Here is a 23,585-nt window from a genome sequence, read left to right as displayed (position 1 = left end):
GAAAAACCGGCGTTAAGTTTGCTGATGTGGCCTCAAAGAAGCGTGAAGAGGCTTTCCTCGTCGGGCGCCGCTGCAATCTCGCAGGCAAGGTCGGCCGGCAGGATCTCTCTGATCGGCCAGCTCAGGCACAGGAAGCGGGCCGCAAGGTCCGCGGGTTCAAGTCCGCTCTCCCGCAATCCTGCGACCAAGCGTCGCGCGGTCTCGCGGGAATAGAGCAGCACCGCATCGAAAGGGCCTGCGCGGACGAGCCCGGGCAGGGTCTCCGCAGGATAGTGGACCGGCGTCATCCTGTAGCATTCGACGGTCCTGTGGCCGATCCGCCGCCCGTGCAGTGATCGCTCGAAACCGTCGGTCCGCGGCGAACCGGCGAGATAGGCCAGCGTTCCGCCGAGGGGGAGGTGGGCAGCCACCGTCTCCGCGAGGCCCTCGCCGGTTCCCGGACCGATGCGGATATCGGTAAATCCGAGATCGCCTGCGGCGCGCGCCGTCGCTTCGCCCACGGCGAAGAGCGGTGTGGCAAGGTGCTGCTCCAGCCCGGATCCAAGCGAGCCGAGGACGCGGACCGCCTCCGCACTGGTGACGGCGATCGCCTGGTGGGGCTCACTCAATGCGGCCCGAACCGCCCCGGCGAGATGCTGCGCCTGCATCAGCGGCAGGATGACTGCTTCATGGCCCATGGAACCAAGCCTTGCTGCCGTCCTTTCGGCGGTCGGACGTGGCCGGGTCACGAGCACGCGCATCGGTTCAGCTCCAGCTGGAGAAAAAACCCGGCCCAGCCTTGGCGCGGATCCGCTCGCCTGCCTCCTGCCCAAGCCTCGCCGCGTCCGCCGCTCTGCCGTCGATTTCGATCTGATGGCAGGTGGTGCCGTCGGGCGTCAGGATCATGCCGGCAAAACGGATATGCGTGCCGTCCGATTGGGCGTAGCCGGCGATCGGCGTGCGGCAGGAGCCGTCGAGCGTCGCCAGGAAGCCGCGCTCGCAGGAAACCGCCTCGCGGGTGCGCGGATCGTCGATTGCCGCAAGCAGCGCGTTGGTACGGTCGTCGCCGATCCGGGCCTCGACGCAGATCGCGCCCTGAGCGGGCGCCGGCGGAAATTCCTGCGGATCCAGCAGCTCCGTCGGCACATCCTCCATGCCGAGGCGCTTCAGACCGGCGAAGGCCAGAAGCGTGCCGTCGACCTGCCCTTCGGCAAGCTTGCGCAAACGCGTCTCGACCTGGCCGCGATAGGTGATCACGTCGACATCGGGCCGAAGCCTTCGGATCAGCGCCTGACGGCGCAGCGACGACGAGCCGACGGTGGCGCCTTGCGGAAGATCGATAAGCCTTGCGGCCGAACGGCCGACAAAGGCGTCACGGATGTCCTCACGCGGCAGGAAGGCGGAAAGGAAAAGCCCGTCGGGCAGCTTCGTCGGCATGTCCTTCGACGAATGCACGGCGAAATCGAGGTCCCCTGACAGAAGCTGCTGTTCGAGCTCCTCGGTGAACAGGCCCTTGCCGCCGATCTCCGCAAGCGGCCGGTCTGTGATCCGGTCGCCCTTCGTGGAAAGAATGACGATCTCGAACATTTCCGGCGGCAGACCATGGGCGGCCGCGAGCCGGTCGCGCGTTTCATGCGTCTGAGCCAGCGCCAGCGGGCTGCCGCGCGTGCCGATGCGGAAAGGTTTTGTTTGCATCCTTCGCCATCCGTTGTTACTGCATGGGTTCCTTAGCCGGTACCGGTTTAGGGACAAAACCATGCAGTTCAAAGCGTTACAGCGTCCTTTGTGCGTCTGAAGACGCACGGCGCTGCGTGAGTTCCGTGTAGCCACCTTTCACTGCGACCGCAATCATTGAGTATAGCACGTGACGTCCCCGCCTCTGCGCATCCTCGGTATTGAGACAAGCTGCGACGAAACCGCGGCTTCGGTCGTTCTGCGCGATGAAGAGGGCCGCGGCCGGATTCTGGGCGATGTCGTGTTGAGCCAGCTCGAAGAGCACAGCGCCTATGGCGGCGTCGTTCCCGAGATCGCGGCGCGCGCCCATGTCGAGGCGCTCGACACGCTGATCGAGGAAGCGCTCTTACGCGCCGGCGTGAAGCTGCAGGACATCGATGCGATCGCTGCGACAAGCGGCCCCGGCCTGATCGGCGGGCTCATCGTCGGGCTGATGACCGGAAAAGCGATCGCACGAGCGACGGGCAAACCGCTCTATGCGATCAATCACCTCGAAGGACACGCGCTGACGGCGCGGCTGACCGACGGCCTTTCCTTTCCCTATCTGATGCTGCTCGTCTCGGGCGGCCACACGCAGCTGATCCTCGTCAAGGGCGTCGGCGACTATCAGCGCTGGGGCACGACGATCGACGATGCGCTCGGCGAGGCCTTCGACAAGACGGCCAAGCTGCTCGGTCTTCCCTATCCGGGCGGGCCGGCCGTCGAGCGGGCGGCACAAACCGGCGATCCGCAGCGCTTCGATTTCCCCCGGCCGCTCGTCGGCGACGCCAGGCTCGACTTCTCCTTTTCCGGCCTGAAGACGGCGGTCCGCCAGGCGGCGCAGGCGCTGGAACCGGTGACGGACCGGGACATCGCCGACGTCTGCGCCTCTTTCCAGCGCGCCATTTCCCGCACGCTCAGGGATCGGGTCGGGCGCGGCCTGAAGCGGTTCCGGGGGGACTTCGCTTCGGTGGAGCAACCGGCCCTCGTCGTCGCCGGCGGGGTCGCCGCAAACCAGACATTGCGCCGGACGCTGCAATCGCTCTGCGACGAGCACGGTTTCCGTTTCGTCGCACCGCCGCTGCAGCTTTGCACCGATAACGCCGCGATGATCGCCTGGGCCGGTGCGGAGCGCCTGGCGGCGGGCGTGTCGGCGGACCCTCTCGACGTGGCCCCGCGTTCGCGCTGGCCGCTCGACGCCGAAGCAAAGGCCTTGATCGGCTCGGGCAGACGCGGCGCCAAGGCATGATGGATCGAAGATGACCGGCAGATCGAAAAGCGTGCAAGAGATCGTCATTGTCGGTGCTGGTGCCTTCGGGACGGCGCTTGCGGCCGTTGCTGCAGCCAAGGAAACGGCGAAGGTCACGCTGCTCGCACGCCGGCCGGAGGTGGCCGACGAATGCCGCCGAACCGGTCGAAACGAAGCAGTCCTTCCTGGCGTTTCTCTTCCCGCCGGACTTGCCTTTTCTTCCGAGGCCGCCGTGCTTTCGGATGCCGATATCGTCCTTTTTGCCATGCCGTCGCAGGAGCAGCGAGCGGGTGCCCGCAGCTATGGCACCCGGATCAGGACCGATGCGACGATCGTCACCTGCGCCAAGGGTATGGAGCAATCGACCGGCCGGCTGCTGACCGATGTGCTCGGCGAGGAACTGCCGGGACACAGGATCGGCGTGCTGTCGGGCCCGGGCTTTGCTGCCGACATCGCCAAAGGCCTGCCGACGGCGATGGTCATCGCCGCGCCGGATGGCGTCGCGACCGAACTCGCCGGCGCGCTGTCCGGACCGACCTTTAGGCTTTACCCGTCGGAGGACCGGATCGGCGTACAGCTCGGCGGAGCCTTGAAGAACGTGCTGGCGATCGCCTGCGGCATCGTCGAAGGCGCGGGGCTCGGCGATTCTGCCCGCGCGGCGCTGATCTCCCGCGGCCTTGCGGAAATGTCCCGCTTCATCGTGGCGAAGGGCGGCGAGCCCGATACGGTACACGGGCTTTCCGGGCTCGGCGATCTCGTGCTGACCGCGACGAGCCACCAGTCGCGCAACCTGCGCTTCGGGATAGCGCTCGGCAGGAGCGGTCGCGCCGGGGGCGAGCGCGGCGAACTCGTCGAAGGTGCGTTCGCCGCCTCGGTGGCTGCCCGCGTCGCCCGCGATCTCGGCATCGAAATGCCGGTCACCGAGGCGGTCGCCGCCATCATCGACGGCAAGCTCGACGTCCGAACCGCGCTTGAGCAGTTGATGTCGCGCCCGATAACTCAGGAATGACCTGCCAAACACTCCAGCCAACTCTCCAGGAGGAATGATGCTTTTCGCACTGCTCTGCACGGACAAGCCCGGCGCGCTGCAACTCAGGCTCGACACGCGGCCCGACCATCTCGCCTATCTCGACGACCTCAATGCCCGGGGCATTCTTAAGATCGCCGGCCCGTTTCTCGGAGGCGACGGCAAGCCGACGGGTAGTCTTGTGATCGTCAGGGCCGACACGATCGAAGAGGCGAAGGCGGTCGCCGAGGCCGATCCCTATGCGAAGGCGGGTCTTTTCTCAAATGTCGAGATCAAGGCCTATAACTGGGTGTTCAACAATCCGGAGGCTTGAGGAGCGATGGCGTTCTGGCTCTATAAATCCGAACCGGCCAAATGGTCCTGGCAGATGCAGAAGGATGCGGGCGAGAAGGGTACCGAGTGGACCGGCGTGCGCAACTATCTGGCGCGCAACAACATGCGGGCGATGAAGATCGGCGACAAGGGCTTCTTCTATCATTCCAACGAGGGGCTGGAGATCGTCGGGATCACCGAGGTCTGCGCGCTTTCGCATCCGGATTCGACGGCCGAGGGCGATGCCCGTTGGGATTGCGTCGACATCCGCGCGGTGATGGACATGCCGCGGCCCGTCACCTTGAAGGAGATCAAGGAAAACCCGAAGCTCGCGAAGATGTCGCTCGTTACTTCGATGCGCCTTTCGGTGCAGCCGGTGACGGAAGACGAGTGGATCGAGGTCTGCCGCATGGGCGGACTCGAGAACCCGCCCCGATAGCTTGGGGTTTCAGCGTGACGTGTCCGAACATCGGTCCCAGATCCTCGGATCCCGCTGGGAGACAGTCGTGAAGACCGATCCGGAAAGCTTCATTCGCGCCAACACCGACATTCTTACGCCGCCGCATGTGCCGGAAATCCGCCTGCACCTTGCGGGTGAGGCGCATGAATTGTGGCTGAAGACCGAGGACGAGCTGGAGCAGATCGGCCTGCCGCCACCCTTCTGGGCCTTTGCCTGGGCGGGCGGGCAGGGGCTCGCCCGCTATATCCTCGAACACCCCGAGACGGTGCGTGGCCGCCGAGTCATCGATTTCGCCTCCGGTTCCGGGCTCGTCGCCATCGCGGCGAAGATGGCCGGTGCGAATGAAGTCGTCGCCGCCGATATAGACCCGTGGTCCGGGACGGCCGCGCGGCTGAACGCCGAGCTCAACGGGGTATCGATAGCCTTCACGGGAACCGATATCGTCGGCTCGGAACGGGCCGCCGACATTTACCTTGCCGGCGACGTCTTCTACGACAAGAGCTTCGCCGATCTGCTCCTTCCCTGGTTCGACGCGCTCGAACGTGCCGGTGCCGTCGTGCTGGTCGGCGATCCGGGGCGGTCCTATTGTCCGCGCGCGCGGATGACGGCGCTTGCCACCTACGAGGTGCCGGTGACGCGGGCGCTCGAAGACAGTGAGGTGAAGCGCACGACGGTCTGGCGGTTCGGCACCCTCACGGGGTGACTGCGATTCGCAGGGAATCTCCTCCCCAACCCATTCCCTTGCGGGGACGGGTGGTCCGCAGCGCAAACCCTACGGTCTGACGACGCAGACGCCGTGCTCCCACGAGCATGCGCTGGCATTGACCTGCGGCGAGACGACGATGATCTTCGCACGTTTCGAAGTCGGGCCGGCTGCGACGGTATCCCCGGCAAGATAGGAGTAACCGCCGTCCCGGCTGAAATAGATGCCGTTGCCTTCATCGCGGTAAGCCGAAAGACCGCCGGCATAGGTGCCGATATCCGGAATAGGTGTGGGGAAGTCGTAATTCCCATAGCTGTCGTAACCGGCGGAAGGATATCCGCCCCGACTGATGATCACCACGGGTCCATGGTCCCGCCCGCGACGGGTGTGGCGATGCCTGGGATATCCCGGCCAGGGATATCTCGGACGCACATGACGGGTGCGAGTCTGAACATCGGGCAGGCCCCTGGAAGCAGCGGACGAAAAACCGTCGGCATGCGTCGCGGAGCGGTGACGGCGTCGGTTGCTGAAATGGAAGCCATGGCGGCCATGCCCCTTACCCCAGGCGTGATGCGGCACCCGGTGTTTGAACCGGACATGGCGGGTACGGGTCTCCGCATTAGCGAAACCGTCGCTTTCGGCCGCCCTCACGGGCAGACCGGAGGGCATCGCAAGTGCGAGGGCCAGGACTAGAACTTTGGTCGCACGGACCATTCGAGAGATGTCCATTCCGCGCTGCCTCCGGATCGTCGTTAACAAAGCGTTAAGGCGCATCCTGCGGCAGCCGCCGCGAAATGTCACGGATTCGGTTGGGTTTTTTCGTGCATATCGTTAAAACGCCCGATGTCTCTGCAAGGCCTGAAAATGCCGCTTTCCGTCAAATCGATTAAATTGATTTTGCACTGCAAACACACTTGTCGTGAAGCATTATGGTGATTAAAGGTCCGGATGACTGAATTGCGCACAATCGGTGCGATACCGGACGAAATGAGTCCAGTTTTGGACGCAGATCCGGTCATCCCGCGAGGTTCCGATGACGAATGTCACAAGAAGCCGGCCGCTCTCGCCGCATCTTCAAATCTACAAGCCGATCCCCACCATGGTCATGTCGATCATGCACCGCATCACCGGCGGCGCGCTCTATTTCGGCACGCTCCTGGTTGCCTGGTGGCTGATCGCAGCGGCCTCGGGCGCTGCCTATTACGACTGGGTGAACTGGTTTTTCGGCACGCTCATCGGCAAGGTCGTTCTCTTCGGCTATACCTGGGCCCTGATGCACCATCTGCTGGGCGGCATCCGCCACCTCGCCTGGGATCTCGGTTACGGCTATGAGAAACACTTCGCGACGAGGATGGCGAAGGCCATGATCGTCGCATCGGTGACGCTGACGCTCGTCATCTGGATCGTCGGCTATCTCGCGCGTTAAGGGACTCGACATGAACATGCGCACACCTCTCGGCAAGGTCCGGGGTCTCGGTTCGGCAAAGGAAGGCACGGATCACTTCTGGCGGCAGCGCCTCACGGCCGTAGCCAGCATACCGCTCACGATCTTCTTCATCGTCTTCCTCGCCCATTACGCGGGAGCGCCGCATGCGGAACTGGTGGCGGCACTTTCGAATCCGTTCGTGGCGGTAATCATGGGGCTGATGGTCGTCGCCGGTCTCGTTCACATGAAGATCGGCATGCAGGTCATCATCGAGGACTACGTCCATGGGGAGGGCGCCAAGATAGCGCTTCTCATGCTCAACATATTCTTCACGATCGCAGTCGGCGGGCTCTGTCTTTTCGCCGTCCTGAAGATCGCTTTTGCAGGGTAATTTCGTCATGGCATCGATCAGTTCGCCCGCTGCAAACGGCAAGGCATATCAATATGTCGACCACTCCTTCGACGTCGTCGTCGTCGGCGCCGGCGGGGCGGGCCTGCGCGCGACCCTCGGCATGGCTGAGCAGGGCCTGAGGACGGCCTGCATCACCAAGGTTTTCCCGACGCGTTCGCATACGGTCGCGGCACAGGGCGGCATCGCCGCTTCGCTGCAGAACATGACGCCCGACTGCTGGCAGTGGCACCTCTACGATACGGTCAAAGGTTCCGACTGGCTCGGCGATGTCGACGCCATGCAGTATCTCGCCATGGAGGCGCCGAAAGCGGTTTACGAACTCGAGCACTATGGCGTCCCCTTCTCGCGCAACGAGGAGGGCAAGATCTATCAGCGCCCCTTCGGCGGCCACATGCAGAACTACGGCGAAGGGCCGCCGGTGCAGCGTACCTGCGCTGCCGCCGACCGCACCGGCCACGCGATCCTGCATACGCTCTACGGCCAGTCGCTCCGGAACAATGCCGAATTCTTCATCGAATATTTCGCCATCGACCTGATCATGGCGGATGACGGTCGCTGCACCGGCGTCGTCGCCTGGAACCTCGACGACGGAACGATCCACCGCTTCGCGGCCAAGATGGTGGTGCTGGCGACCGGCGGCTACGGCCGCGCCTATTTCTCCGCGACCTCGGCGCATACCTGCACGGGCGACGGCGGCGGCATGATCGCGCGCGCGGGACTGCCGCTTCAGGACATGGAATTCGTGCAGTTCCATCCGACCGGCATCTACGGCGCAGGCTGCCTGATCACCGAAGGCGCCCGCGGCGAGGGCGGCTATCTCGTCAATTCCGAAGGCGAGCGCTTCATGGAGCGCTACGCGCCGTCGGCCAAGGACCTTGCCTCGCGCGACGTCGTTTCCCGCTGCATGACGATGGAAATCCGCGAAGGTCGCGGCGTCGGCAAGAACAAGGATCACATCTTCCTGCATCTCGACCACCTCGATCCCGCGGTGCTGCATGAGCGCCTGCCGGGCATTTCGGAATCGGCGAAGATCTTCGCCGGCGTCGACGTAACGCGCGAACCGATTCCGGTGCTGCCGACCGTCCACTACAATATGGGCGGCGTGCCGACCAATTACTGGGGCGAGGTGCTGAACGCGGACAGCCAGAACCCGGAGCGCATCGCGCCTGGCCTGATGGCCGTCGGCGAAGCCGGCTGCGCTTCGGTGCACGGCGCAAACCGGCTCGGCTCGAACTCGCTGATCGACCTCGTCGTCTTCGGCCGGGCGGCTGCGATCCGCGCCGGCCAGATCATCGACCGCAACGAGGCGGTGCCGGAGGTCGATACCGCCGCCTGCGATCGCATCATGGAGCGTTTCGACCGGCTGCGGCACGCCAATGGCGCCACGCCGACGGCCGTGCTGCGCGACAAGATGCAGCGCGCCATGCAGGAAGACGCGGCCGTGTTCCGCACGCAGGAGTCGCTCGAATCCGGCTGCCGGCGCCTGTCGGCGATCTGGAAAGAACTGCCGGATGTCAGGGTTACCGACCGCTCGATGATCTGGAACTCGGATCTCGTCGAGACGCTGGAGCTCGAAAATCTGATGGCCAATGCCATCACCACCGTTTACGGCGCCGAGGCGCGCAAGGAAAGCCGCGGCGCGCATGCGCGGGAGGACTACAAGGACGGCCCGCTCGGCGGCCGCGACGACGTCAACTGGCGCAAGCACACGCTTGCCTGGGTCAACGACGCGGGCGACGTCCGGCTCGATTTCCGTCCGGTTCACACCGAGCTGATCGCCGAAGGCATCGATCCCCATAAGATCGAGCCCAAGGCGCGCGTCTACTGATCTCGAGGACTAAGGCACATGGTTGAACTCGCTCTCCCCAAGAACTCGCAGATCACCGAAGGCAAGGTGTGGCCGAAACCGGTAGGCGCGGCGAACCTGCGCGAATACCGGGTCTATCGCTGGAATCCGGACGATGGCAAGAACCCGAGAATCGACACCTATTACATCGATATCGACGATTGCGGGCCTATGGTTCTGGACGGTCTGCTCTATATCAAGAACAAGATCGATCCGACGCTGACGCTGCGACGGTCCTGCCGCGAAGGCATCTGCGGCTCCTGCGCGATGAATATCGACGGTACCAACACGCTCGCCTGCACCAAGGGCATGGATGAGGTGAAGGGCGCCGTGAAGGTGTATCCGCTGCCGCATATGCCCGTTGTGAAGGACCTCGTGCCTGACCTCACCAACTTCTATGCCCAGCACCGTTCGATCGAGCCCTGGCTGAAGACGGTTTCGCCGACGCCGGCCAAGGAATGGCGGCAGAGCCACGAGGATCGCCTGAAGCTCGACGGGCTCTATGAGTGCATTCTCTGCGCTTGCTGCTCGACCTCCTGTCCGAGCTATTGGTGGAACGGCGACCGCTATCTCGGCCCCGCCGTCCTCCTGCAGGCCTATCGCTGGCTGATCGATTCCAGGGACGAGGCGACCGGCGAGCGTCTCGACAATCTGGAAGATCCGTTCCGGCTCTATCGTTGCCATACGATCATGAACTGCGCCCAGGCCTGTCCGAAGGGGTTGAACCCAGCCAAGGCGATCGGCGAGATCAAGAAGATGCTGGTCGAGCGGCGGTTCTGACCTTCCGACCTGCAGATGTTTTCAGCAGCGTTTCAACGGCGGGCCACGGCTCGCCGTTTGCTTTCACGTCCGTCACATCGACGTGTTGCTAAGTGATTTGAAACGCGCGGCGAGGCGGTTAGGTAATAGCCGAGGATGGAGGGCCGCCGATGCTTCGCCTGCTGCTCGGTTTTCTCGTCACTTGTTTCCTGCTGCTGCCGGCGCGGGCGGCTGAGCCGCAATATGCGATCTTCGCCGGCGGCTGCTTCTGGTGCGTCGAGAGCGACTTCGACGCCGTGCCCGGCGTTCTCGAAACGATCTCCGGCTATGCCGGCGGCAAGAGCGCGAACCCCACTTATGAAGATTATGCGAGGAGTGGACACCGCGAGGTGGTGCGCGTGAAGTTCGATCCAGACCGGGTCTCCTATGCGGAGCTCGTCGGCATTCTGTTCCGCACGACGGATCCGACGGATGGGGACGGCCAGTTCTGCGATCGGGGCTTTGCCTATACGACCGCGATCTATGCGCTGAACGAGAGGCAGGCGATGGACGCGAAGGCGGAAAAGATCAAGGCCGAGGCGGAGCTCGGCCGGCCGATCGTCACGCCCGTCGAGGGCGCGGCGAAATTCTGGCCGGCGGAAGACTACCATCAGGATTTCGGCAAGCGGAACCCCATCCGCTACTGGTACTACCGCAACGGTTGCGGCAGGAACCGGACGGTCGAGAAGCTCTGGGGCGATCGCGCCTATGCGGGCGTCGATCATTGATCCGGTTGAGGGCATTCCGACGCTCGGCATTCCCTCGAACCGTCAGGTCCGCAAAGGGGCGACCCGCTGTTTCCTTTCAGCGCGCAGCCCAATTCGCGCCGCGGCGGAAGATCGTGCGCATCTCGGGCACCTCGAACTCTTTCGCCACATGGCCGAGCGAGGAGTAGAAGACCCGGCCCTTTCCATGCCTGCGCTTCCAGACCACCGGCATCACGACGCCTTCGATCCATGAGGCATGCTCGCCGGAGAAGGTCGTCGTCGCCAGCACCTCGTTCGACGGGTCGACATGCATGTAATATTGCTCCGAGGTGTAGGGGAAATCGGAGATGCCTTCCATCAGCGGGTCGTCGGGCCGGGAGATGTTCACGCGATAGTCGATGATGTTCCCCGGGTGGGCCACCCACTGCCCGCCGATGATGAACTGGTATTCGACGCTCTCGCGGAAGGCATCGCCGGCACCGCCGTGATAGCCGGCGATACCGACGCCTCCCTCGACGGCCGCGGCGAGATTCTTTACCTCTTCCTTCTCGATCTTCGACATCGTCATGATCGGAACGATCAGCGACAGGTCGTGGATCGACGGATCGGCGAAGGCTTCGGTCGTGTGTTCCAGATAGACCTTGAACCCGTCCTCCTGCAGTATGTCGCGGATGATATGGGCGCATTCCTGCGGCTCGTGCCCGCTCCAGCCGCCCCAGACGATCAGTGCCTCGCGCATTCTCATTCCTCCTCAACTGGACTAGCGGCCGATGCGGCCGTCGACGAGCGATTCCGACAGAGGTGCCGGCCGCTCGGCCTTCGTGCTGATGCTGATGGTGGTGCCGGTATCGGCCGCCTTGTGGAACGCTTCCATGACCTCCAGCACGTGCAAGGCGAGGTCTCCGTTTGCCCGGTGCTGCCGGCCCGAGCGGATGGCGTGTGCCATGTCGGCCACCCCGATCGAGCGGTAATTGCCGTCGGCATAGGGCTCGTTCGTCGCAGTCTGCTCGAAGGCGCCGCCCTTTTTCAGTAGCTCGATCTGACCGCCGAAATGGTTCGGATCCGGGACGATCAGCGTGCCCTCGGTTCCATAGAGTTCGAGGGGCACATGCCTGTGCCCCGCCACATCGAAGCTCATGCCGATCTGCACGACGGCCCCGTTCTCGAAGGCCATGATGCCGGCGACATGGGTCGGCACGCGGACGGGGATGCGTTCGCCGTTGCGCGCTTCGCTGGTGATGGTCCGCTCCTTCCGTGCCGCCGTGGCAAAGCCGGCAACCTTGGCGACCGGGCCGAGGAGGTTGACGAGGTCGGTGATGTAGTAGGGACCCATGTCGAGCATCGGCCCGCCGCCGACGTCGTAATAGAAGTCCGGATTGGGATGCCAGCGCTCGTGGCCCGGGCACATGAAGGTGGCGGTGCCGCCGACGGGCGTGCCGAGCACGCCGGAATCGACGATTGCGCGTGCCGTCTGATGCGAGCCGCCGAGGAAGGTGTCCGGGGCGGCGCCGATCCGCAGGCCCTTCTCGCGAGCCAGCGCCACCAGCTTGCGTCCGTCAGCCAAGTCGGTGGCGAGCGGCTTTTCGGAATAGGTGTGCTTGCCGGCATCGAGCGCCTGCATGGCGACCGTCGCGTGCGCCTTCGGCACGGTCAGGTTGACGATGAGCTCGATCGACGGGTCCGCGAGGAGATCGGCGATGTCGCGGGCCTTAACGTTGAACTCTGCGGCGCGCTGTTCGGCGAGACTGCGGTTCAGGTCAGCAATGCCGCGGATGTCAAGGATCGGAAAGGCTGCCATCGCCTTCAAATAGGCCGACGAGATGTTGCCGCAGCCGATGATGCCGATACCGAGTTTTTCCATCAGTCTCCTCCCGAAATGATAGGTAAGTTCGGCGCGGGGCATCAAAGCGCCGGCGCCGGTCCGGTCGTCCCCCAGGGGGACTCGTAAAGTTCGCAGAGCGCCACGACGGCCGCCCCCTGGGCCCAGGTCTCGTCGGCCGATTCGTCGAAGACGAGTTCGGCGACCGTCGAGATCGAGGGCGGGATCGCATTCTGAAAGGACCGGCGGATGCTCTCGACGAAAACGGTGCCGAGCGACAGGCTCGAACCGACGATGACGACGCGCGGCGGTCCGAACAGCGTCACGATGTTGGCGACGGCGAGCCCGATCGCCTCTCCGGCCCGCGAGGCGGCCGCGATCAGTGCGTCATCCTCCGCCGCGATCAGCGTCTGCGCATGCGTCATGCCCCGTCCGAGGCGCACCGCTTCGGCGAACCTCCCGTCCATCGGGTGGTCGCCGAGAATAGCGTTCTCCCCAGCGAGCGTCGAAAGGCGGACGGTCCGGCTCTCGCCGACCGCGAGCACGAGATCGCCGAGATTATGGCTCAGACCTCCCGCGCCGCGGAAAAGCTGGCCGCCATGCAGCACGCCGAGACCGAGCGTCTGCTCGAGCGAAACGAGCACCATGTCGTCGAGGTCGCGGGCGTGCCCGAACCAGTGGTGGGCAAGCGTGATGGCATGCGCATCGCTCTCGACGATCGTCGCGACGTTGAGCCTGCTCGTCATCTCGCTCGCGAAATCGACGTCCGTTTCCCGGAAGATCGGGCTGGAGCGGACATGACCGGTGCGGTGTTCGACCACGCCCGGCAGGCCGATGCAGATCGAATCGATATCGTCGAGCGAAAGATCGGCGTCGACCACGCAGCGGCGCACGCCGTCCTCGATCAGATCGGCGATGACGGCGATCGGCTGGCGGTCGACCCGGATCGGCAAAGTCAGATCGGAGAGCACCTCGCCGCGGAAGTTGGTGACGGCGAAAACCATACGGTTGGCGGCGATCTTGGCGCCCACGACCCGGGCGGCCTCCGGGTCGAGCTCCAGCATGACGCGCGGGCGGCCCCTTGCGGCAGCATTGCGGATATCGCCCTCGTGCCGGGTCAGGATGAGGCCGTCGTCAAGCAGCGACGCGGTGATCGCGGAAACGGTGGTCGTGGACAGTTCGGTGCGCTCGCTGATCTCGACGCGTGAAATAGGGCCGTGCCGGCGGATCGTGTCGAGCACGTTGAAGCGATTTATCGCGCGCATCAGTTCGGGATCGGCGGTCTTCATCGGTCTGCAGGATGCTCGCGTGCTCGATTGGCTGGCTGGGCGGGTCAAATCATTTAGCAGGAATACGAATTAAATAACGGGCAATTAGCGCCTCCTGTCAAGCGGAGCGCCCGAAATATTCGCGGCGGCTGTTGACATTTGGCGGCATCTCCTCTGAATTAATCCGCATCGGGGACAAAATGAAGAGGACGTTTTGCCCCCTTCCGGAGGAGATATGGGAGGAGAATGATGATGATGCTTGAACGCGGGTCGGCGTCTCTGCGCGCGACCAGACTTTCCGCGCTTGCTGCCGTAGCCGCCATGGCCCTCTTCGATGCGAGCCACGCATCCGCCGATACGGTGGTCAAGTGGCTTCATCTGGAGACTGTTCCGGCCTATGTAAAAATGTGGGAGGACATCGCTGCAAAGCACGAATCGGAACATGCGGGCGTCGACATTCAGCTCCAGTTCCTGGAAAACGAGGCATTCAAGGCGAAGCTGCCGACGCTTCTGCAATCGGACGACGCGCCGCATTTCTTCTATAGCTGGGGCGGCGGCGTGCTGAAACAGCAATCCGAGACCGGCGCGCTCATGGATCTGACGGAGGCGATGCGCGCCGACGGCGGAGCCTGGGAGAAGAGCTACAATCCGGCTGCGCTCAAGGGCTTCACCTTCGACGACAGAATTTATGCGGTTCCCTTCAAAATGGGAACGATCAGCTTCTTCTACAACAAGGAGCTGTTTCAGAAGGGCGGCGTCAAGGCCGAGGACATCAAGACCTGGGACGACTTCCTCACGGCGGTGAAGACGCTGAAGGAGGCCGGCATCACGCCGATCGCCGGCGGCGGCGGCGACAAGTGGCCGCTGCATTTCTACTGGAGCTATCTCGTCATGCGCAACGGGGGCCAGCAGGTCTTCGAGGATGCCAAGAACAACGAGGGCGAAGGCTTCCTGCAGCCCGCGATCATCAAGGCCGGCGAGCAGCTCGCCGAACTTGGCAAGCTCGAGCCGTTCCAGGGCGGCTATCTCGGGGCGAACTGGCCGCAGACGCTTGGCCTCTTCGGCGACGGCAAGGCGGCGATGATCCTGAGTTTCGAGAATACCGAGGCCACCCAGCGCGCCAATTCCGGCGACGGCAAGGGCCTCGCAGCCGAGAATATCGGCCGCTTTCCCTTCCCCGCCGTCGAGGGCGGGGCGGGTGCCGCCACCGACACGCTTGGCGGCCTCAATGGTTGGGCGGTGAGCAAGAATGCTCCGCCCGAAGCGCTCGATTTCCTGCGTTACCTGACCAATGCGGAAAACGAGCGGCTGATGGCGAGCATCGGCATGATCGTCCCGGCGGCGGCAGGCGCCGAGGATGGCGTCACCAACCCGCTTGTGCGGGCTTCGGCCGACCAGCTCGCGGCCTCGACCTGGCATCAGAACTATTTCGACCAGGATCTCGGCCCCTCCGTCGGCCGCGTCGTGAACGACGTTTCCGTCGAGATCGTCTCCGGACAGATGTCCTCGGAAGAGGGCGCCCGGATGATCCAGGATGCACGCGAGCTCGAATGAGTGCGTAAGCGAGGGCGGCGGGGGATCCCGTCGCCCGGCCTTCCTTCGACCATTCGGAACGACCTTTGCGAGGACCAGATGACCGACGCGACTGCGACGATGAACGCGGTGCCGGCCACGGCAAGCCGCAAGAACGTGCGGTACAGGAGCCCGACCGTGCGCGGGCGCCTGCCGGTGCTCATCCTCTTCCTGCCGCCGGCCCTGCTGCTCTTCACCGTGTTCGTCATCCTGCCGATGGGGGAGGCGGCCTGGTACAGCCTCTATCGCTGGAACGGCTACGGTACCCCGACGCAGTTCGTGGGCTTGCGCAATTTCGAGGTGCTGTTCAACAACGCGGCCTTCTCGCGTGCGCTGATCAACAACGGCATCATCATTCTCGTTTCGGTGCTCCTGCAGATTCCGCTCGCCCTCTGGCTTGCGATGATGCTCGCGCACAGGATCGCCGGCGTCGTCGCCTTCCGTCTGATCTTCTTTCTGCCCTACGTGTTGGCGGATGTCGCAGCCGGGCTCATTTGGCGTTTCGTCTATGATGGCGACTACGGTCTCGTTGCGGCGCTCGCCGGCTTCTTCGGCGTGGCCACCCCTTACGTGCTCGCCGACCGCAGCCTTGCCATCTATGCGGTGCTTGCCGTCATCATCTGGAAATATTTCGGCTTCCACATGATGCTGTTCATCGCCGGCCTGCAGGCGGTCGACCGGAGCGTGCTCGAAGCTGCCGAGATCGACGGGGCGACAGGCTGGCAGAAATTCCGCTACGTGACCCTGCCGCTCCTCGGCTCGACCGTCCGGCTTTCGATCTTCTTCGCCGTCATCGGATCGCTGCAACTCTTCGACCTGATCATGCCGCTCACCGGCGGCGGGCCGTCGAACTCGACGCAGACCATGGTGACCTTCCTCTACACCTACGGCGTCACCCGCATGCAGGTGGGGCTCGGAAGCGCGGTCGGCGTGGTCCTCTTCGTCATCTGCGTCACCCTCGCCTTCGGCTACAAACGGATATTCATGCGCCATGACTGACACGACTTCTTCCGTTCGCATGACCGCAGCCAGCCGCCTCTATCTCTATGTGTCGCTGTCACTGGTGGCGGTGCTGGTCTTGCTGCCCCTGGTCACCACGGCGCTTGGCGGCTTCAAGTCGCTCGGCGACCTGCGCGTCAATCCTTTCGGCCTGCCTTCCGAATGGCTGTGGTCGAACTATCTCGATATCCTTTTCGGCGACCGCTACTGGCGGCAGATGCTGAACTCGCTGTTCATCGCCGCCGCAACGGTGGTGCTGACCGTCATCGTTTCGGCCATGGCCGCCTTCACCTTCGCCCATGTCAGGTTCTTCGGCTCGAACCATTTGCTGAACTACTTCCTGATCGGACTCATGTTCCCGGCGGCAACGGCTATCCTGCCGCTCTTCATCCGCATCCGCGATCTCGGTCTGCTCGACACCTATTGGGGCGTGATCCTGCCCCAGGTCGCCTTCGGCCTCGGCATGAGCATCCTGCTTTTCCGCAATTATTTCAGGAACCTGCCGGAAGAACTCTTCCAGGCCGCCTTCGTCGACGGCTGCGGCTACATCCGCTTCTTCTGGTACATTTCCCTGCCGCTATCGCGCCCCATCGTCTCGACAGTCGGCATCATCACCTTCGTGCACAGCTGGAACAGCTACATCCTGCCGCTGATCATGCTGAACACGGAGACGAAATATCCCTGGCCGCTCGGCATCATGGTCTATCGCGGCGAGTTCGGGACCGATTGGCAGCTCGTGCTCGCCTTCATCACGCTGACGATCCTGCCGACGGTCATCGTCTTCTTTCTCGCCCAGAAGCACATCATCGCCGGGCTTACGGCCGGCGCGGTGAAATCCTGAGCCCCTTCCCCGACCCATCGTTCCAAGGAGAAAAGCATATGGCATCGGTCGAACTCAGGGACATCCGCAAGAGCTATGCTGCGCTCGAGGTGGTCCACGGTGTATCTCTCTCGATCGCGGAGGGTGAATTCATCGCGCTCGTCGGTCCCTCCGGCTGCGGCAAATCCACCTTGCTGCGCATGATCGCCGGATTGGAGGAGATCAGCGACGGCGAGGTGCTGATCGGCGGCACGGTGGTCAATCCGCTGACGCCGCGCGAGCGCAACATCGCCATGGTCTTCCAGTCCTACGCGCTCTACCCGCACATGTCGGTCGCCGAGAACATGGGCTTCAACCTCAAGCTCTCCGGTCTCTCCCGTCCCGAGATCGACAAAAAGGTGGGCGAGGCGGCCCGCATGCTGGCGCTGACGGAGCTTCTCGATCGCAAGCCGAGCCAGCTTTCCGGCGGCCAGCGCCAGCGCGTGGCGATGGGCCGCGCGATCGTCCGTGACCCGGCCGTCTTCCTGTTCGACGAGCCGCTCTCCAATCTCGATGCCAAGCTCCGGGTGCAGATGCGCACCGAGATCAAGGCTTTGCACCAGAAGGTCGCCACCACCTCGATCTACGTGACCCATGACCAGATCGAGGCGATGACGCTCGCCGACCGCATCGTCGTCTTGAACGGCGGCAGGATTGAGCAGGTGGGCACGCCGCTGGAGCTCTACCGCACGCCCGCCAACCTCTTCGTCGCGGGTTTCATCGGCTCCCCGGCCATGAACGTCCTCGACGGAACGGTCGATGCCGAGGACGGGGAGCCGGCGGTGCGCCTCAGCGACGGATCGGCGATCCGCATCGCGCCGGAACGCAAGGTGCGCATCGGCCAAGCGGTCCGGATCGGGTTGCGCCCGGAACATTTCATCGCGGGCGGGGAGGGCAATGCCATTGCCGGCCAGACGCTGCTGGTCGAGCCGACCGGTGCCCAGACGCATGTCCTCTTCGAATTCGCCGGGGAACAGGTAACCGCCGTCGTCGACGGCGACCACCCGGCCCGCCATGGAACACTCTTCAAGGCGGCAATGGACCGCAGCCAGGTTTATGTCTTCGACCGGCAGACGGGCGCGGCCCTCTGAACGGCGGATTCGACGGGCGTCTCAATCCTGCAACTACCGGGCGCCAAAAGGCTTGCCTTGATTTGAAAGGTGGTTTTGCTGTAATTCGGCCTATATTATCGCGTTGCATCATGGTTCGCGGACAATATCGGGGGTGAAGATATGCGGGTTTCACATGCGGCGGTCGGGTTGGCGGTTGTACTTGCGCTGACCGGATGCCAGCGGACGTCCTTCGGTGGTTTCGGTTCTCAGGATGTTTCTCGCGCTCCCGCTCCCCTGCAGGCGCAACCAGTACCTACCGTCTCGACGGGGCAATTGCCGCCTCCGGCCGGTGCGTCGCAGTTCCCGGCCGCGCCGACGGGAGGCACCGCCGCGCCCGGCGCGTCGGCCGGTACGGAAGTGGCCGCAGCCAGCAATGCGCTCGATGTGACGAAAGAGTCCATGGTCGGCAACTGGCGGGTTTCGAGCGCCGGCAGTTCCTGCGACATGTTCCTGACGCTCACCAATCTCGGCAGCGGTTCGCGCGGCGGCACCCGCGGCTGCGCCGGCGAGCTGACGACCATGGGATCGTGGGAAGTGGCGGGCAAGCAGGTCGTTCTCAAGGACCGCAGCGGCAATCCGATCGCTCGGCTCTACAAGACCGCCGATGCGCGCTTCGACGGTTCGACCAACGGCGGGCAGCCGGTCAGCCTCAGCCGCTAACGACCAACTCACGGCCGGTCTTGCGGCCGGACAAGGGGCGGGATGCGGCAGAGCGCCTTCCGCCGCCGCGGCCGCCATCCTCCTCCAAACGGCCATGGCGGCCCTGGACGCATCGTGCTCAACCCTGACGACAGCATCATCCACAAGCTCGAGGCGCTCGTCGCAGCCGGCGAGCGGCAGCGCGACCCCGCTCAGCTCGCAATCGCGAGGAGGCTCGACCGCCTGACGGCGGATCTCCTGGCAAGCCGCCCCTCGCGCAAGACCAATGCGCTCGGCTGGCTCTTTGCGGCGCGCAGGAAGGACCAGCCGGCTGTCAAGGGCCTCTATATCCACGGCGGCGTGGGGCGCGGCAAGACCATGCTGATGGACATGTTCTTCGACGCGGTGCCGATCCAGCGCAAGCGCCGCGCCCATTTCCACGAATTCATGGCCGATGTGCACGAGCGCATCTACAGGCATCGGCAGAAGCTCAAGAACGGCGAGACGAAGCAGGCCGATCCGATCCCGCCGGTCGCCTCCGATCTCTTCGGCGAAGCGCGGCTTCTGTGTTTCGACGAGTTCACCGTTACCGACATCGCCGATGCGATGATCCTGGCGCGGCTCTTCGGCGAACTGTTCGCCAAGGGCTGCGTGCTTGTGGCGACCTCCAACGTCGAGCCGGACAATCTCTATCGCGACGGTCTCAATCGCGGTCTCTTCACGCCGTTCATCGATCTCCTGAAGGCGAATGCCGAGATCGTCTCGCTCGATACGGAAACGGACTACCGTCTCGGCAAGACCGATGGGACGCCCGTGTGGCTGTCGCCGCTAGGCCCGGAAACGGAAGCCGCGATGGACCGCGCCTGGTATCGGGAGACGAGCGGAGCGCCGGTCGCCCCGGCCGAGATCGGCCGCAAGGGGCGAACGATCCGCGTGCCGGCGGCCGCCGGCCAGGCCGCGCGGTTCACCTTTGCCGACCTGTGCGCGCAACCTCTCGGTGCCGCCGACTATCTTGCGATCGTCGCGCAGTACAGCACCATCTTCCTCGACCACGTTCCGCATCTCGGGCCGCACCTGCGCAACGAGACGAAGCGCTTCATCATCCTGGTCGACGCCCTCTATGACCAGGGCGCCCGCCTGTTCGCCTCGGCCGTCGCCGAACCGCAGCATCTGCTGACCGCCAGGAAGGGTACGGAAGGCTTCGAGTTCGACCGCACCGTTTCGCGTCTCATCGAGATGCAGAGCCGGGAATATGCTGCGGCACATCCGGCAAAAACACCGGCGGAATGACGGTCCGCTATCGCAAACTATTACGTTTACGTAAGAATTTTACGATCTAACCGATTGAAATTGTTCCGCCAAAAAGTATCGATTGATATTTTTCCCTTTGCCGTTTAAGGGCTTTCGCGAAGGTTTGGCGTTTGCCGCGTTTCAGGCCTTGACCATTTTGGGATCACAAAGGAAGCACTTTCATGGCGCGCAACAAGATCGCACTTATCGGTTCGGGGATGATTGGTGGCACGCTGGCGCATCTCGCCGGCCTGAAGGAACTGGGCGACATCGTCCTTTTCGACATTGCCGACGGCATTCCCCAGGGCAAGGGCCTCGACATCGCGCAGTCTTCTCCGGTCGAGGGCTTCGATGCGTCGCTCACCGGTGCGAGCGATTATTCCGCCATCGAGGGCGCCGACGTCTGCATCGTCACGGCCGGCGTGCCGCGCAAGCCCGGCATGAGCCGCGACGATCTGCTCGGCATCAACCTCAAGGTCATGGAACAGGTCGGCGCCGGCATCAAGAAATACGCTCCGAACGCCTTCGTCATCTGCATCACCAACCCGCTCGACGCGATGGTCTGGGCGCTGCAGAAGTTCTCCGGCCTGCCGAAGAACAAGGTCGTCGGCATGGCCGGCGTGCTCGATTCCTCGCGCTTCCGGCTCTTCCTCGCCGAGGAGTTCAACGTGTCGGTCAAGGACATCACCGCTTTCGTGCTCGGCGGCCATGGCGACACGATGGTGCCGCTCGCCCGCTATTCGACCGTCGCCGGCATCCCGCTTCCCGATCTCATCCAGATGGGCTGGACCACCAGGGAAAAGCTCGACCAGATCATCCAGCGCACCCGTGACGGCGGCGCCGAGATCGTCGGCCTTCTGAAGACCGGCTCGGCCTATTATGCGCCGGCAGCGTCGGCGATCGAGATGGCCGAAGCTTATCTCAAGGACAAGAAGCGTGTGCTGCCTTGCGCCGCTCATCTCTCCGGCCAGTACGGCGTCAAGGACATGTATGTCGGCGTGCCCACCGTGATCGGTGCCGGCGGCGTCGAGCGCATCATCGAGATCGACCTCAACAAGGGCGAGAAGGAAGCCTTCGACAAGTCGGTCGCGGCCGTCGCCGGCCTTTGCGAAGCCTGCATCAATATCGCACCCAGCCTGAAGTAACCGCCATCCGGCCTATCAGACAGGAAAGAACCCATGAACATCCATGAATACCAGGCCAAGGCTCTGTTGAAGAGCTATGGCGCGCCGGTCGCGGAAGGCGTCGCGATCTTCTCCGCCGACGAAGCCGAAGCGGCTGCCAAGAAGCTGCCGGGACCGCTTTACGTGGTGAAGAGCCAGATCCATGCCGGTGGTCGCGGCAAGGGCAAGTTCAAGGAACTCGGCGCCGATTCCAAGGGCGGCGTACGCCTGGCCAAGTCGGTCGACGAAGTCGTCGCCAATGCCAGGGAAATGCTCGGCAACACGCTGGTGACCAAGCAGACCGGCCCGGCCGGCAAACAGGTCAACCGCCTCTATATCGAGGACGGCGCCGATATCGAGCGCGAGCTCTACCTCTCGATCCTCGTCGATCGCTCCGTCGGTCGCGTGGCCTTCGTCGTTTCGACCGAGGGCGGCATGGACATCGAAGCGGTCGCCGAACATACGCCGGAGAAGATCGTCACCGTCGCGATCGACCCGGACAAGGGTGTGACCGCAGAAGATCTGAAAACGCTGACCGACGCGCTGAAACTCGAAGGCGAAGCGCGTGCCGACGCCGAGAAGCTCTTCCCGATCCTCTACAAGGCCTTCGTTGAAAAGGACATGAGCCTGCTGGAGGTCAATCCGCTGATCGTCATGAAGAACGGCCGCATGCGCGTCCTCGACGCCAAGGTCTCCTTCGACGGCAATGCGCTCTTCCGCCATGAGGATGTGGTCGCGCTGCGCGACACGACGGAAGAGGACGAGAAGGAAATCGAAGCGTCGAAATACGACCTCGCCTATGTCGCCCTCGACGGAAATATCGGCTGTATGGTCAACGGCGCCGGCCTCGCCATGGCGACGATGGACATCATCAAGCTCTACGGCGCCGAGCCCGCCAACTTCCTCGACGTCGGCGGCGGCGCCTCGAAGGAGAAGGTCACGCAGGCCTTCAAGATCATTACTGCCGATCCGGCGGTCAAGGGCATCCTCGTCAACATCTTCGGCGGCATCATGAAATGCGATGTCATCGCCGAAGGCGTGCTTGCAGCGGTCAAGGAAGTCGGCCTCAAGGTGCCGCTCGTCGTGCGCCTGGAAGGCACCAATGTCGAGCTCGGCAAGAAGATCATCAACGAATCGGGCCTCAACGTGATTTCCGCCGATGATCTGGACGATGCCGCCCAGAAGATCGTTGCAGCCGTGAAGGGAGCCTGAGGTTTCATGTCCATCCTGATCAACAAAGACACCAAGGTTCTCGTTCAGGGCCTAACCGGCAAGACCGGTACCTTCCACACCGAACAGGCACTTGCCTACAACGGCACCAAGATGGTCGGCGGCATCCACCCGAAGAAGGGCGGCGAGACCTGGGCCGGCGCCAAGGGCGAGCAACTGCCGATCTTCGCTACCGTTGCCGAAGGGCGCGACGCGACCGGCGCCAACGCTTCCGTGATCTATGTTCCGCCGGCCGGCGCCGCGGCGGCGATCATCGAGGCCATCGACGCCGAAATCCCGCTCATCGTCTGCATCACCGAGGGTATTCCGGTCGCCGACATGGTGAAGGTCAAGGCGCGGCTCGAAAGGTCGTCTTCGCGCCTCATCGGTCCGAACTGCCCGGGCGTTCTGACGCCCGACGAGTGCAAGATCGGCATCATGCCCGGCAACATCTTCCGCAAGGGTTCGGTCGGCGTGCTTTCGCGCTCCGGCACGCTCACCTACGAGGCGGTGTTCCAGACCACCAATGAAGGCCTCGGCCAGACGACGGCAGTCGGCATCGGCGGCGACCCGGTCAAGGGCACCGAGTTCATCGACGTGCTGGAAATGTTCCTTGCCGACGACGAGACGAAGTCGATCATCATGATCGGCGAGATCGGCGGCTCGGCGGAAGAGGAAGCGGCGCAGTTCCTGAAGGACGAGGCAAAGCGCGGCCGCAAGAAGCCGATGGTCGGCTTCATTGCGGGCCGCACGGCTCCTCCCGGCCGCACCATGGGCCATGCCGGTGCCGTCATCTCCGGCGGCAAGGGCGGCGCGGAAGACAAGATCGCGGCGATGGAATCGGCCGGGATCCGTGTTTCGCCGTCGCCTGCCCGCCTCGGCAAGACGCTGGTCGAAGTCCTGAAGGGCTGACGAACTCTCCTGCAGCGCCGCGCGTCCTCCGGGACGCGCAAAGGTCGCTGTGGCACCTTGCAATGGGGCGGTCGGCCAAGCCGCCCCATTGGAGCCACGAAAGATACGATG

Annotated in this window: 25 protein-coding genes; 19 read left to right on the top strand and 6 right to left on the bottom strand. The window is 63.9% G+C overall.

What is annotated here, in order from left to right:
• Positions 1 to 32: 32 nt before the first annotated feature.
• Both SINAR_RS0125865 and hemC read right to left on the bottom strand, forming a co-directional pair.
• Complete coding sequence (locus SINAR_RS0125865; protein WP_028001772.1) at positions 33 to 740, bottom strand: uroporphyrinogen-III synthase; 708 nt, start codon at positions 738 to 740, stop codon at positions 33 to 35.
• A 4-nt stretch (positions 741 to 744) separates the two neighbouring features.
• Positions 745 to 1,674: a hydroxymethylbilane synthase gene (gene hemC / locus SINAR_RS0125860; RefSeq protein WP_028001771.1), complete on the bottom strand. Its 930-nt coding sequence runs from the start codon at positions 1,672 to 1,674 to the stop codon at positions 745 to 747.
• Positions 1,675 to 1,843: 169 nt separating this feature from the next.
• Here hemC and tsaD point away from each other — a divergent pair, with 169 nt between their 5' ends.
• The 5 genes from tsaD (at position 1,844) to SINAR_RS0125835 (ending at position 5,443) form a co-directional block, all read left to right on the top strand.
• Positions 1,844 to 2,941 (top strand): tRNA (adenosine(37)-N6)-threonylcarbamoyltransferase complex transferase subunit TsaD, encoded by a 1,098-nt coding sequence (tsaD, locus tag SINAR_RS0125855; protein ID WP_028001770.1) that lies wholly within the window; start codon positions 1,844 to 1,846, stop codon positions 2,939 to 2,941.
• A 10-nt stretch (positions 2,942 to 2,951) separates the two neighbouring features.
• Entirely contained in the window at positions 2,952 to 3,950 is a 999-nt protein-coding gene (locus SINAR_RS0125850) for an NAD(P)H-dependent glycerol-3-phosphate dehydrogenase (protein ID WP_028001769.1), read from the top strand.
• 37 nt (positions 3,951 to 3,987) lie between these two features.
• On the top strand, positions 3,988 to 4,281 hold the full coding sequence (locus SINAR_RS0125845; RefSeq protein ID WP_028001768.1) for a YciI-like protein: 294 nt from the start codon (positions 3,988 to 3,990) through the stop codon (positions 4,279 to 4,281).
• A 6-nt stretch (positions 4,282 to 4,287) separates the two neighbouring features.
• On the top strand, positions 4,288 to 4,719 hold the full coding sequence (locus SINAR_RS0125840) for an EVE domain-containing protein (protein ID WP_028001767.1): 432 nt from the start codon (positions 4,288 to 4,290) through the stop codon (positions 4,717 to 4,719).
• 67 nt (positions 4,720 to 4,786) lie between these two features.
• Complete coding sequence (locus tag SINAR_RS0125835) at positions 4,787 to 5,443, top strand: class I SAM-dependent methyltransferase (protein ID WP_028001766.1); 657 nt, start codon at positions 4,787 to 4,789, stop codon at positions 5,441 to 5,443.
• Positions 5,444 to 5,512: 69 nt separating this feature from the next.
• Here the strand turns inward: SINAR_RS0125835 and SINAR_RS0125830 are convergent, their stop codons facing one another.
• Complete coding sequence (locus SINAR_RS0125830) at positions 5,513 to 6,172, bottom strand: hypothetical protein (RefSeq protein WP_028001765.1); 660 nt, start codon at positions 6,170 to 6,172, stop codon at positions 5,513 to 5,515.
• 304 nt (positions 6,173 to 6,476) lie between these two features.
• On the opposite strand from SINAR_RS0125830, the gene sdhC reads away from it, so the two are divergent.
• The 5 genes from sdhC (at position 6,477) to msrA (ending at position 10,653) form a co-directional block, all read left to right on the top strand.
• Complete coding sequence (sdhC, locus tag SINAR_RS0125825; RefSeq protein WP_028001764.1) at positions 6,477 to 6,869, top strand: succinate dehydrogenase, cytochrome b556 subunit; 393 nt, start codon at positions 6,477 to 6,479, stop codon at positions 6,867 to 6,869.
• Between the two features lie 10 nt (positions 6,870 to 6,879).
• On the top strand, positions 6,880 to 7,260 hold the full coding sequence (gene sdhD, locus SINAR_RS0125820) for a succinate dehydrogenase, hydrophobic membrane anchor protein (RefSeq protein ID WP_028001763.1): 381 nt from the start codon (positions 6,880 to 6,882) through the stop codon (positions 7,258 to 7,260).
• Positions 7,261 to 7,267: 7 nt separating this feature from the next.
• The gene (sdhA, locus tag SINAR_RS0125815) at positions 7,268 to 9,109 is read left to right on the top strand and encodes a succinate dehydrogenase flavoprotein subunit (protein ID WP_028001762.1); all 1,842 of its coding nucleotides are present in this window, start codon (positions 7,268 to 7,270) and stop codon (positions 9,107 to 9,109) included.
• 18 nt (positions 9,110 to 9,127) lie between these two features.
• Positions 9,128 to 9,907, top strand: a complete 780-nt coding sequence (locus SINAR_RS0125810; RefSeq protein ID WP_028001761.1) for a succinate dehydrogenase iron-sulfur subunit — start codon at positions 9,128 to 9,130, stop codon at positions 9,905 to 9,907.
• A 149-nt stretch (positions 9,908 to 10,056) separates the two neighbouring features.
• On the top strand, positions 10,057 to 10,653 hold the full coding sequence (msrA, locus tag SINAR_RS0125805) for a peptide-methionine (S)-S-oxide reductase MsrA (RefSeq protein WP_028001760.1): 597 nt from the start codon (positions 10,057 to 10,059) through the stop codon (positions 10,651 to 10,653).
• 76 nt (positions 10,654 to 10,729) lie between these two features.
• On the opposite strand, the gene SINAR_RS0125800 is transcribed toward msrA, so the two are convergent.
• The 3 genes from SINAR_RS0125800 to SINAR_RS0125790 are packed head-to-tail and all read right to left on the bottom strand — an operon-like array spanning position 10,730 to position 13,740.
• Complete coding sequence (locus SINAR_RS0125800) at positions 10,730 to 11,371, bottom strand: ThuA domain-containing protein (RefSeq protein ID WP_028001759.1); 642 nt, start codon at positions 11,369 to 11,371, stop codon at positions 10,730 to 10,732.
• Positions 11,372 to 11,392: 21 nt separating this feature from the next.
• Positions 11,393 to 12,493 (bottom strand): Gfo/Idh/MocA family protein, encoded by a 1,101-nt coding sequence (locus SINAR_RS0125795; RefSeq protein WP_028001758.1) that lies wholly within the window; start codon positions 12,491 to 12,493, stop codon positions 11,393 to 11,395.
• Between the two features lie 41 nt (positions 12,494 to 12,534).
• The gene (locus SINAR_RS0125790; RefSeq protein WP_028001757.1) at positions 12,535 to 13,740 is read right to left on the bottom strand and encodes an ROK family transcriptional regulator; all 1,206 of its coding nucleotides are present in this window, start codon (positions 13,738 to 13,740) and stop codon (positions 12,535 to 12,537) included.
• Between the two features lie 231 nt (positions 13,741 to 13,971).
• Here SINAR_RS0125790 and SINAR_RS0125785 point away from each other — a divergent pair, with 231 nt between their 5' ends.
• The 9 genes from SINAR_RS0125785 to sucD all read left to right on the top strand — a co-directional run bounded on the left by SINAR_RS0125785 (position 13,972) and on the right by sucD (position 23,474).
• Positions 13,972 to 15,273, top strand: a complete 1,302-nt coding sequence (locus SINAR_RS0125785; RefSeq protein WP_028001756.1) for an ABC transporter substrate-binding protein — start codon at positions 13,972 to 13,974, stop codon at positions 15,271 to 15,273.
• Between the two features lie 78 nt (positions 15,274 to 15,351).
• Positions 15,352 to 16,290 carry a carbohydrate ABC transporter permease gene (locus SINAR_RS0125780; RefSeq protein WP_028001755.1) on the top strand — a complete coding sequence of 313 codons (939 nt, stop codon included), beginning with the start codon at positions 15,352 to 15,354 and terminating at the stop codon, positions 16,288 to 16,290.
• Positions 16,283 to 17,131, top strand: a complete 849-nt coding sequence (locus SINAR_RS0125775; protein WP_028001754.1) for a carbohydrate ABC transporter permease — start codon at positions 16,283 to 16,285, stop codon at positions 17,129 to 17,131. The genes SINAR_RS0125780 and SINAR_RS0125775 overlap by 8 nt, the downstream gene beginning before the upstream one ends.
• A gap of 38 nt (positions 17,132 to 17,169) precedes the next feature.
• Positions 17,170 to 18,240, top strand: coding sequence for an ABC transporter ATP-binding protein (locus SINAR_RS0125770; RefSeq protein ID WP_028001753.1), 1,071 nt, complete (start codon positions 17,170 to 17,172; stop codon positions 18,238 to 18,240).
• 141 nt (positions 18,241 to 18,381) lie between these two features.
• Positions 18,382 to 18,921 carry a protease inhibitor Inh/omp19 family protein gene (locus SINAR_RS0125765; protein ID WP_028001752.1) on the top strand — a complete coding sequence of 180 codons (540 nt, stop codon included), beginning with the start codon at positions 18,382 to 18,384 and terminating at the stop codon, positions 18,919 to 18,921.
• A 114-nt stretch (positions 18,922 to 19,035) separates the two neighbouring features.
• A complete protein-coding gene (gene zapE, locus SINAR_RS0125760; RefSeq protein ID WP_028001751.1) occupies positions 19,036 to 20,190 on the top strand; it encodes a cell division protein ZapE in 1,155 nt (384 codons plus the stop codon).
• A gap of 182 nt (positions 20,191 to 20,372) precedes the next feature.
• Complete coding sequence (gene mdh / locus SINAR_RS0125755; protein WP_028001750.1) at positions 20,373 to 21,335, top strand: malate dehydrogenase; 963 nt, start codon at positions 20,373 to 20,375, stop codon at positions 21,333 to 21,335.
• Positions 21,336 to 21,368: 33 nt separating this feature from the next.
• On the top strand, positions 21,369 to 22,565 hold the full coding sequence (gene sucC / locus SINAR_RS0125750; RefSeq protein ID WP_028001749.1) for an ADP-forming succinate--CoA ligase subunit beta: 1,197 nt from the start codon (positions 21,369 to 21,371) through the stop codon (positions 22,563 to 22,565).
• Between the two features lie 6 nt (positions 22,566 to 22,571).
• On the top strand, positions 22,572 to 23,474 hold the full coding sequence (gene sucD, locus SINAR_RS0125745) for a succinate--CoA ligase subunit alpha (RefSeq protein WP_028001748.1): 903 nt from the start codon (positions 22,572 to 22,574) through the stop codon (positions 23,472 to 23,474).
• Positions 23,475 to 23,585 lie beyond the last annotated feature (111 nt).

It is taken from the genome of Sinorhizobium arboris LMG 14919 (assembly GCF_000427465.1).
Lineage (GTDB): Bacteria > Pseudomonadota > Alphaproteobacteria > Rhizobiales > Rhizobiaceae > Sinorhizobium > Sinorhizobium arboris.
This window is presented reverse-complemented; position numbering and strand designations above follow the sequence as displayed.

Excerpts from the sequence above, each read along its gene's own strand:
- SINAR_RS0125865 (WP_028001772.1), bottom strand. The coding sequence starts at position 740 with ATGCGCGTGCTCGTGACCCGGCCACGTCCGACCGCCGAAAGGACGGCA.
- hemC (WP_028001771.1), bottom strand. The coding sequence starts at position 1,674 with ATGCAAACAAAACCTTTCCGCATCGGCACGCGCGGCAGCCCGCTGGCG.
- SINAR_RS0125850 (WP_028001769.1), top strand. The coding sequence starts at position 2,952 with ATGACCGGCAGATCGAAAAGCGTGCAAGAGATCGTCATTGTCGGTGCT.
- SINAR_RS0125845 (WP_028001768.1), top strand. The coding sequence starts at position 3,988 with ATGCTTTTCGCACTGCTCTGCACGGACAAGCCCGGCGCGCTGCAACTC.
- SINAR_RS0125840 (WP_028001767.1), top strand. The coding sequence starts at position 4,288 with ATGGCGTTCTGGCTCTATAAATCCGAACCGGCCAAATGGTCCTGGCAG.
- SINAR_RS0125830 (WP_028001765.1), bottom strand. The coding sequence starts at position 6,172 with ATGGACATCTCTCGAATGGTCCGTGCGACCAAAGTTCTAGTCCTGGCC.
- sdhC (WP_028001764.1), top strand. The coding sequence starts at position 6,477 with ATGACGAATGTCACAAGAAGCCGGCCGCTCTCGCCGCATCTTCAAATC.
- sdhD (WP_028001763.1), top strand. The coding sequence starts at position 6,880 with ATGAACATGCGCACACCTCTCGGCAAGGTCCGGGGTCTCGGTTCGGCA.
- sdhA (WP_028001762.1), top strand. The coding sequence starts at position 7,268 with ATGGCATCGATCAGTTCGCCCGCTGCAAACGGCAAGGCATATCAATAT.
- SINAR_RS0125810 (WP_028001761.1), top strand. The coding sequence starts at position 9,128 with ATGGTTGAACTCGCTCTCCCCAAGAACTCGCAGATCACCGAAGGCAAG.
- msrA (WP_028001760.1), top strand. The coding sequence starts at position 10,057 with ATGCTTCGCCTGCTGCTCGGTTTTCTCGTCACTTGTTTCCTGCTGCTG.
- SINAR_RS0125800 (WP_028001759.1), bottom strand. The coding sequence starts at position 11,371 with ATGCGCGAGGCACTGATCGTCTGGGGCGGCTGGAGCGGGCACGAGCCG.
- SINAR_RS0125795 (WP_028001758.1), bottom strand. The coding sequence starts at position 12,493 with ATGGAAAAACTCGGTATCGGCATCATCGGCTGCGGCAACATCTCGTCG.
- SINAR_RS0125790 (WP_028001757.1), bottom strand. The coding sequence starts at position 13,740 with ATGAAGACCGCCGATCCCGAACTGATGCGCGCGATAAATCGCTTCAAC.
- SINAR_RS0125785 (WP_028001756.1), top strand. The coding sequence starts at position 13,972 with ATGATGCTTGAACGCGGGTCGGCGTCTCTGCGCGCGACCAGACTTTCC.
- SINAR_RS0125780 (WP_028001755.1), top strand. The coding sequence starts at position 15,352 with ATGACCGACGCGACTGCGACGATGAACGCGGTGCCGGCCACGGCAAGC.
- SINAR_RS0125775 (WP_028001754.1), top strand. The coding sequence starts at position 16,283 with ATGACTGACACGACTTCTTCCGTTCGCATGACCGCAGCCAGCCGCCTC.
- SINAR_RS0125770 (WP_028001753.1), top strand. The coding sequence starts at position 17,170 with ATGGCATCGGTCGAACTCAGGGACATCCGCAAGAGCTATGCTGCGCTC.
- SINAR_RS0125765 (WP_028001752.1), top strand. The coding sequence starts at position 18,382 with ATGCGGGTTTCACATGCGGCGGTCGGGTTGGCGGTTGTACTTGCGCTG.
- mdh (WP_028001750.1), top strand. The coding sequence starts at position 20,373 with ATGGCGCGCAACAAGATCGCACTTATCGGTTCGGGGATGATTGGTGGC.
- sucC (WP_028001749.1), top strand. The coding sequence starts at position 21,369 with ATGAACATCCATGAATACCAGGCCAAGGCTCTGTTGAAGAGCTATGGC.
- sucD (WP_028001748.1), top strand. The coding sequence starts at position 22,572 with ATGTCCATCCTGATCAACAAAGACACCAAGGTTCTCGTTCAGGGCCTA.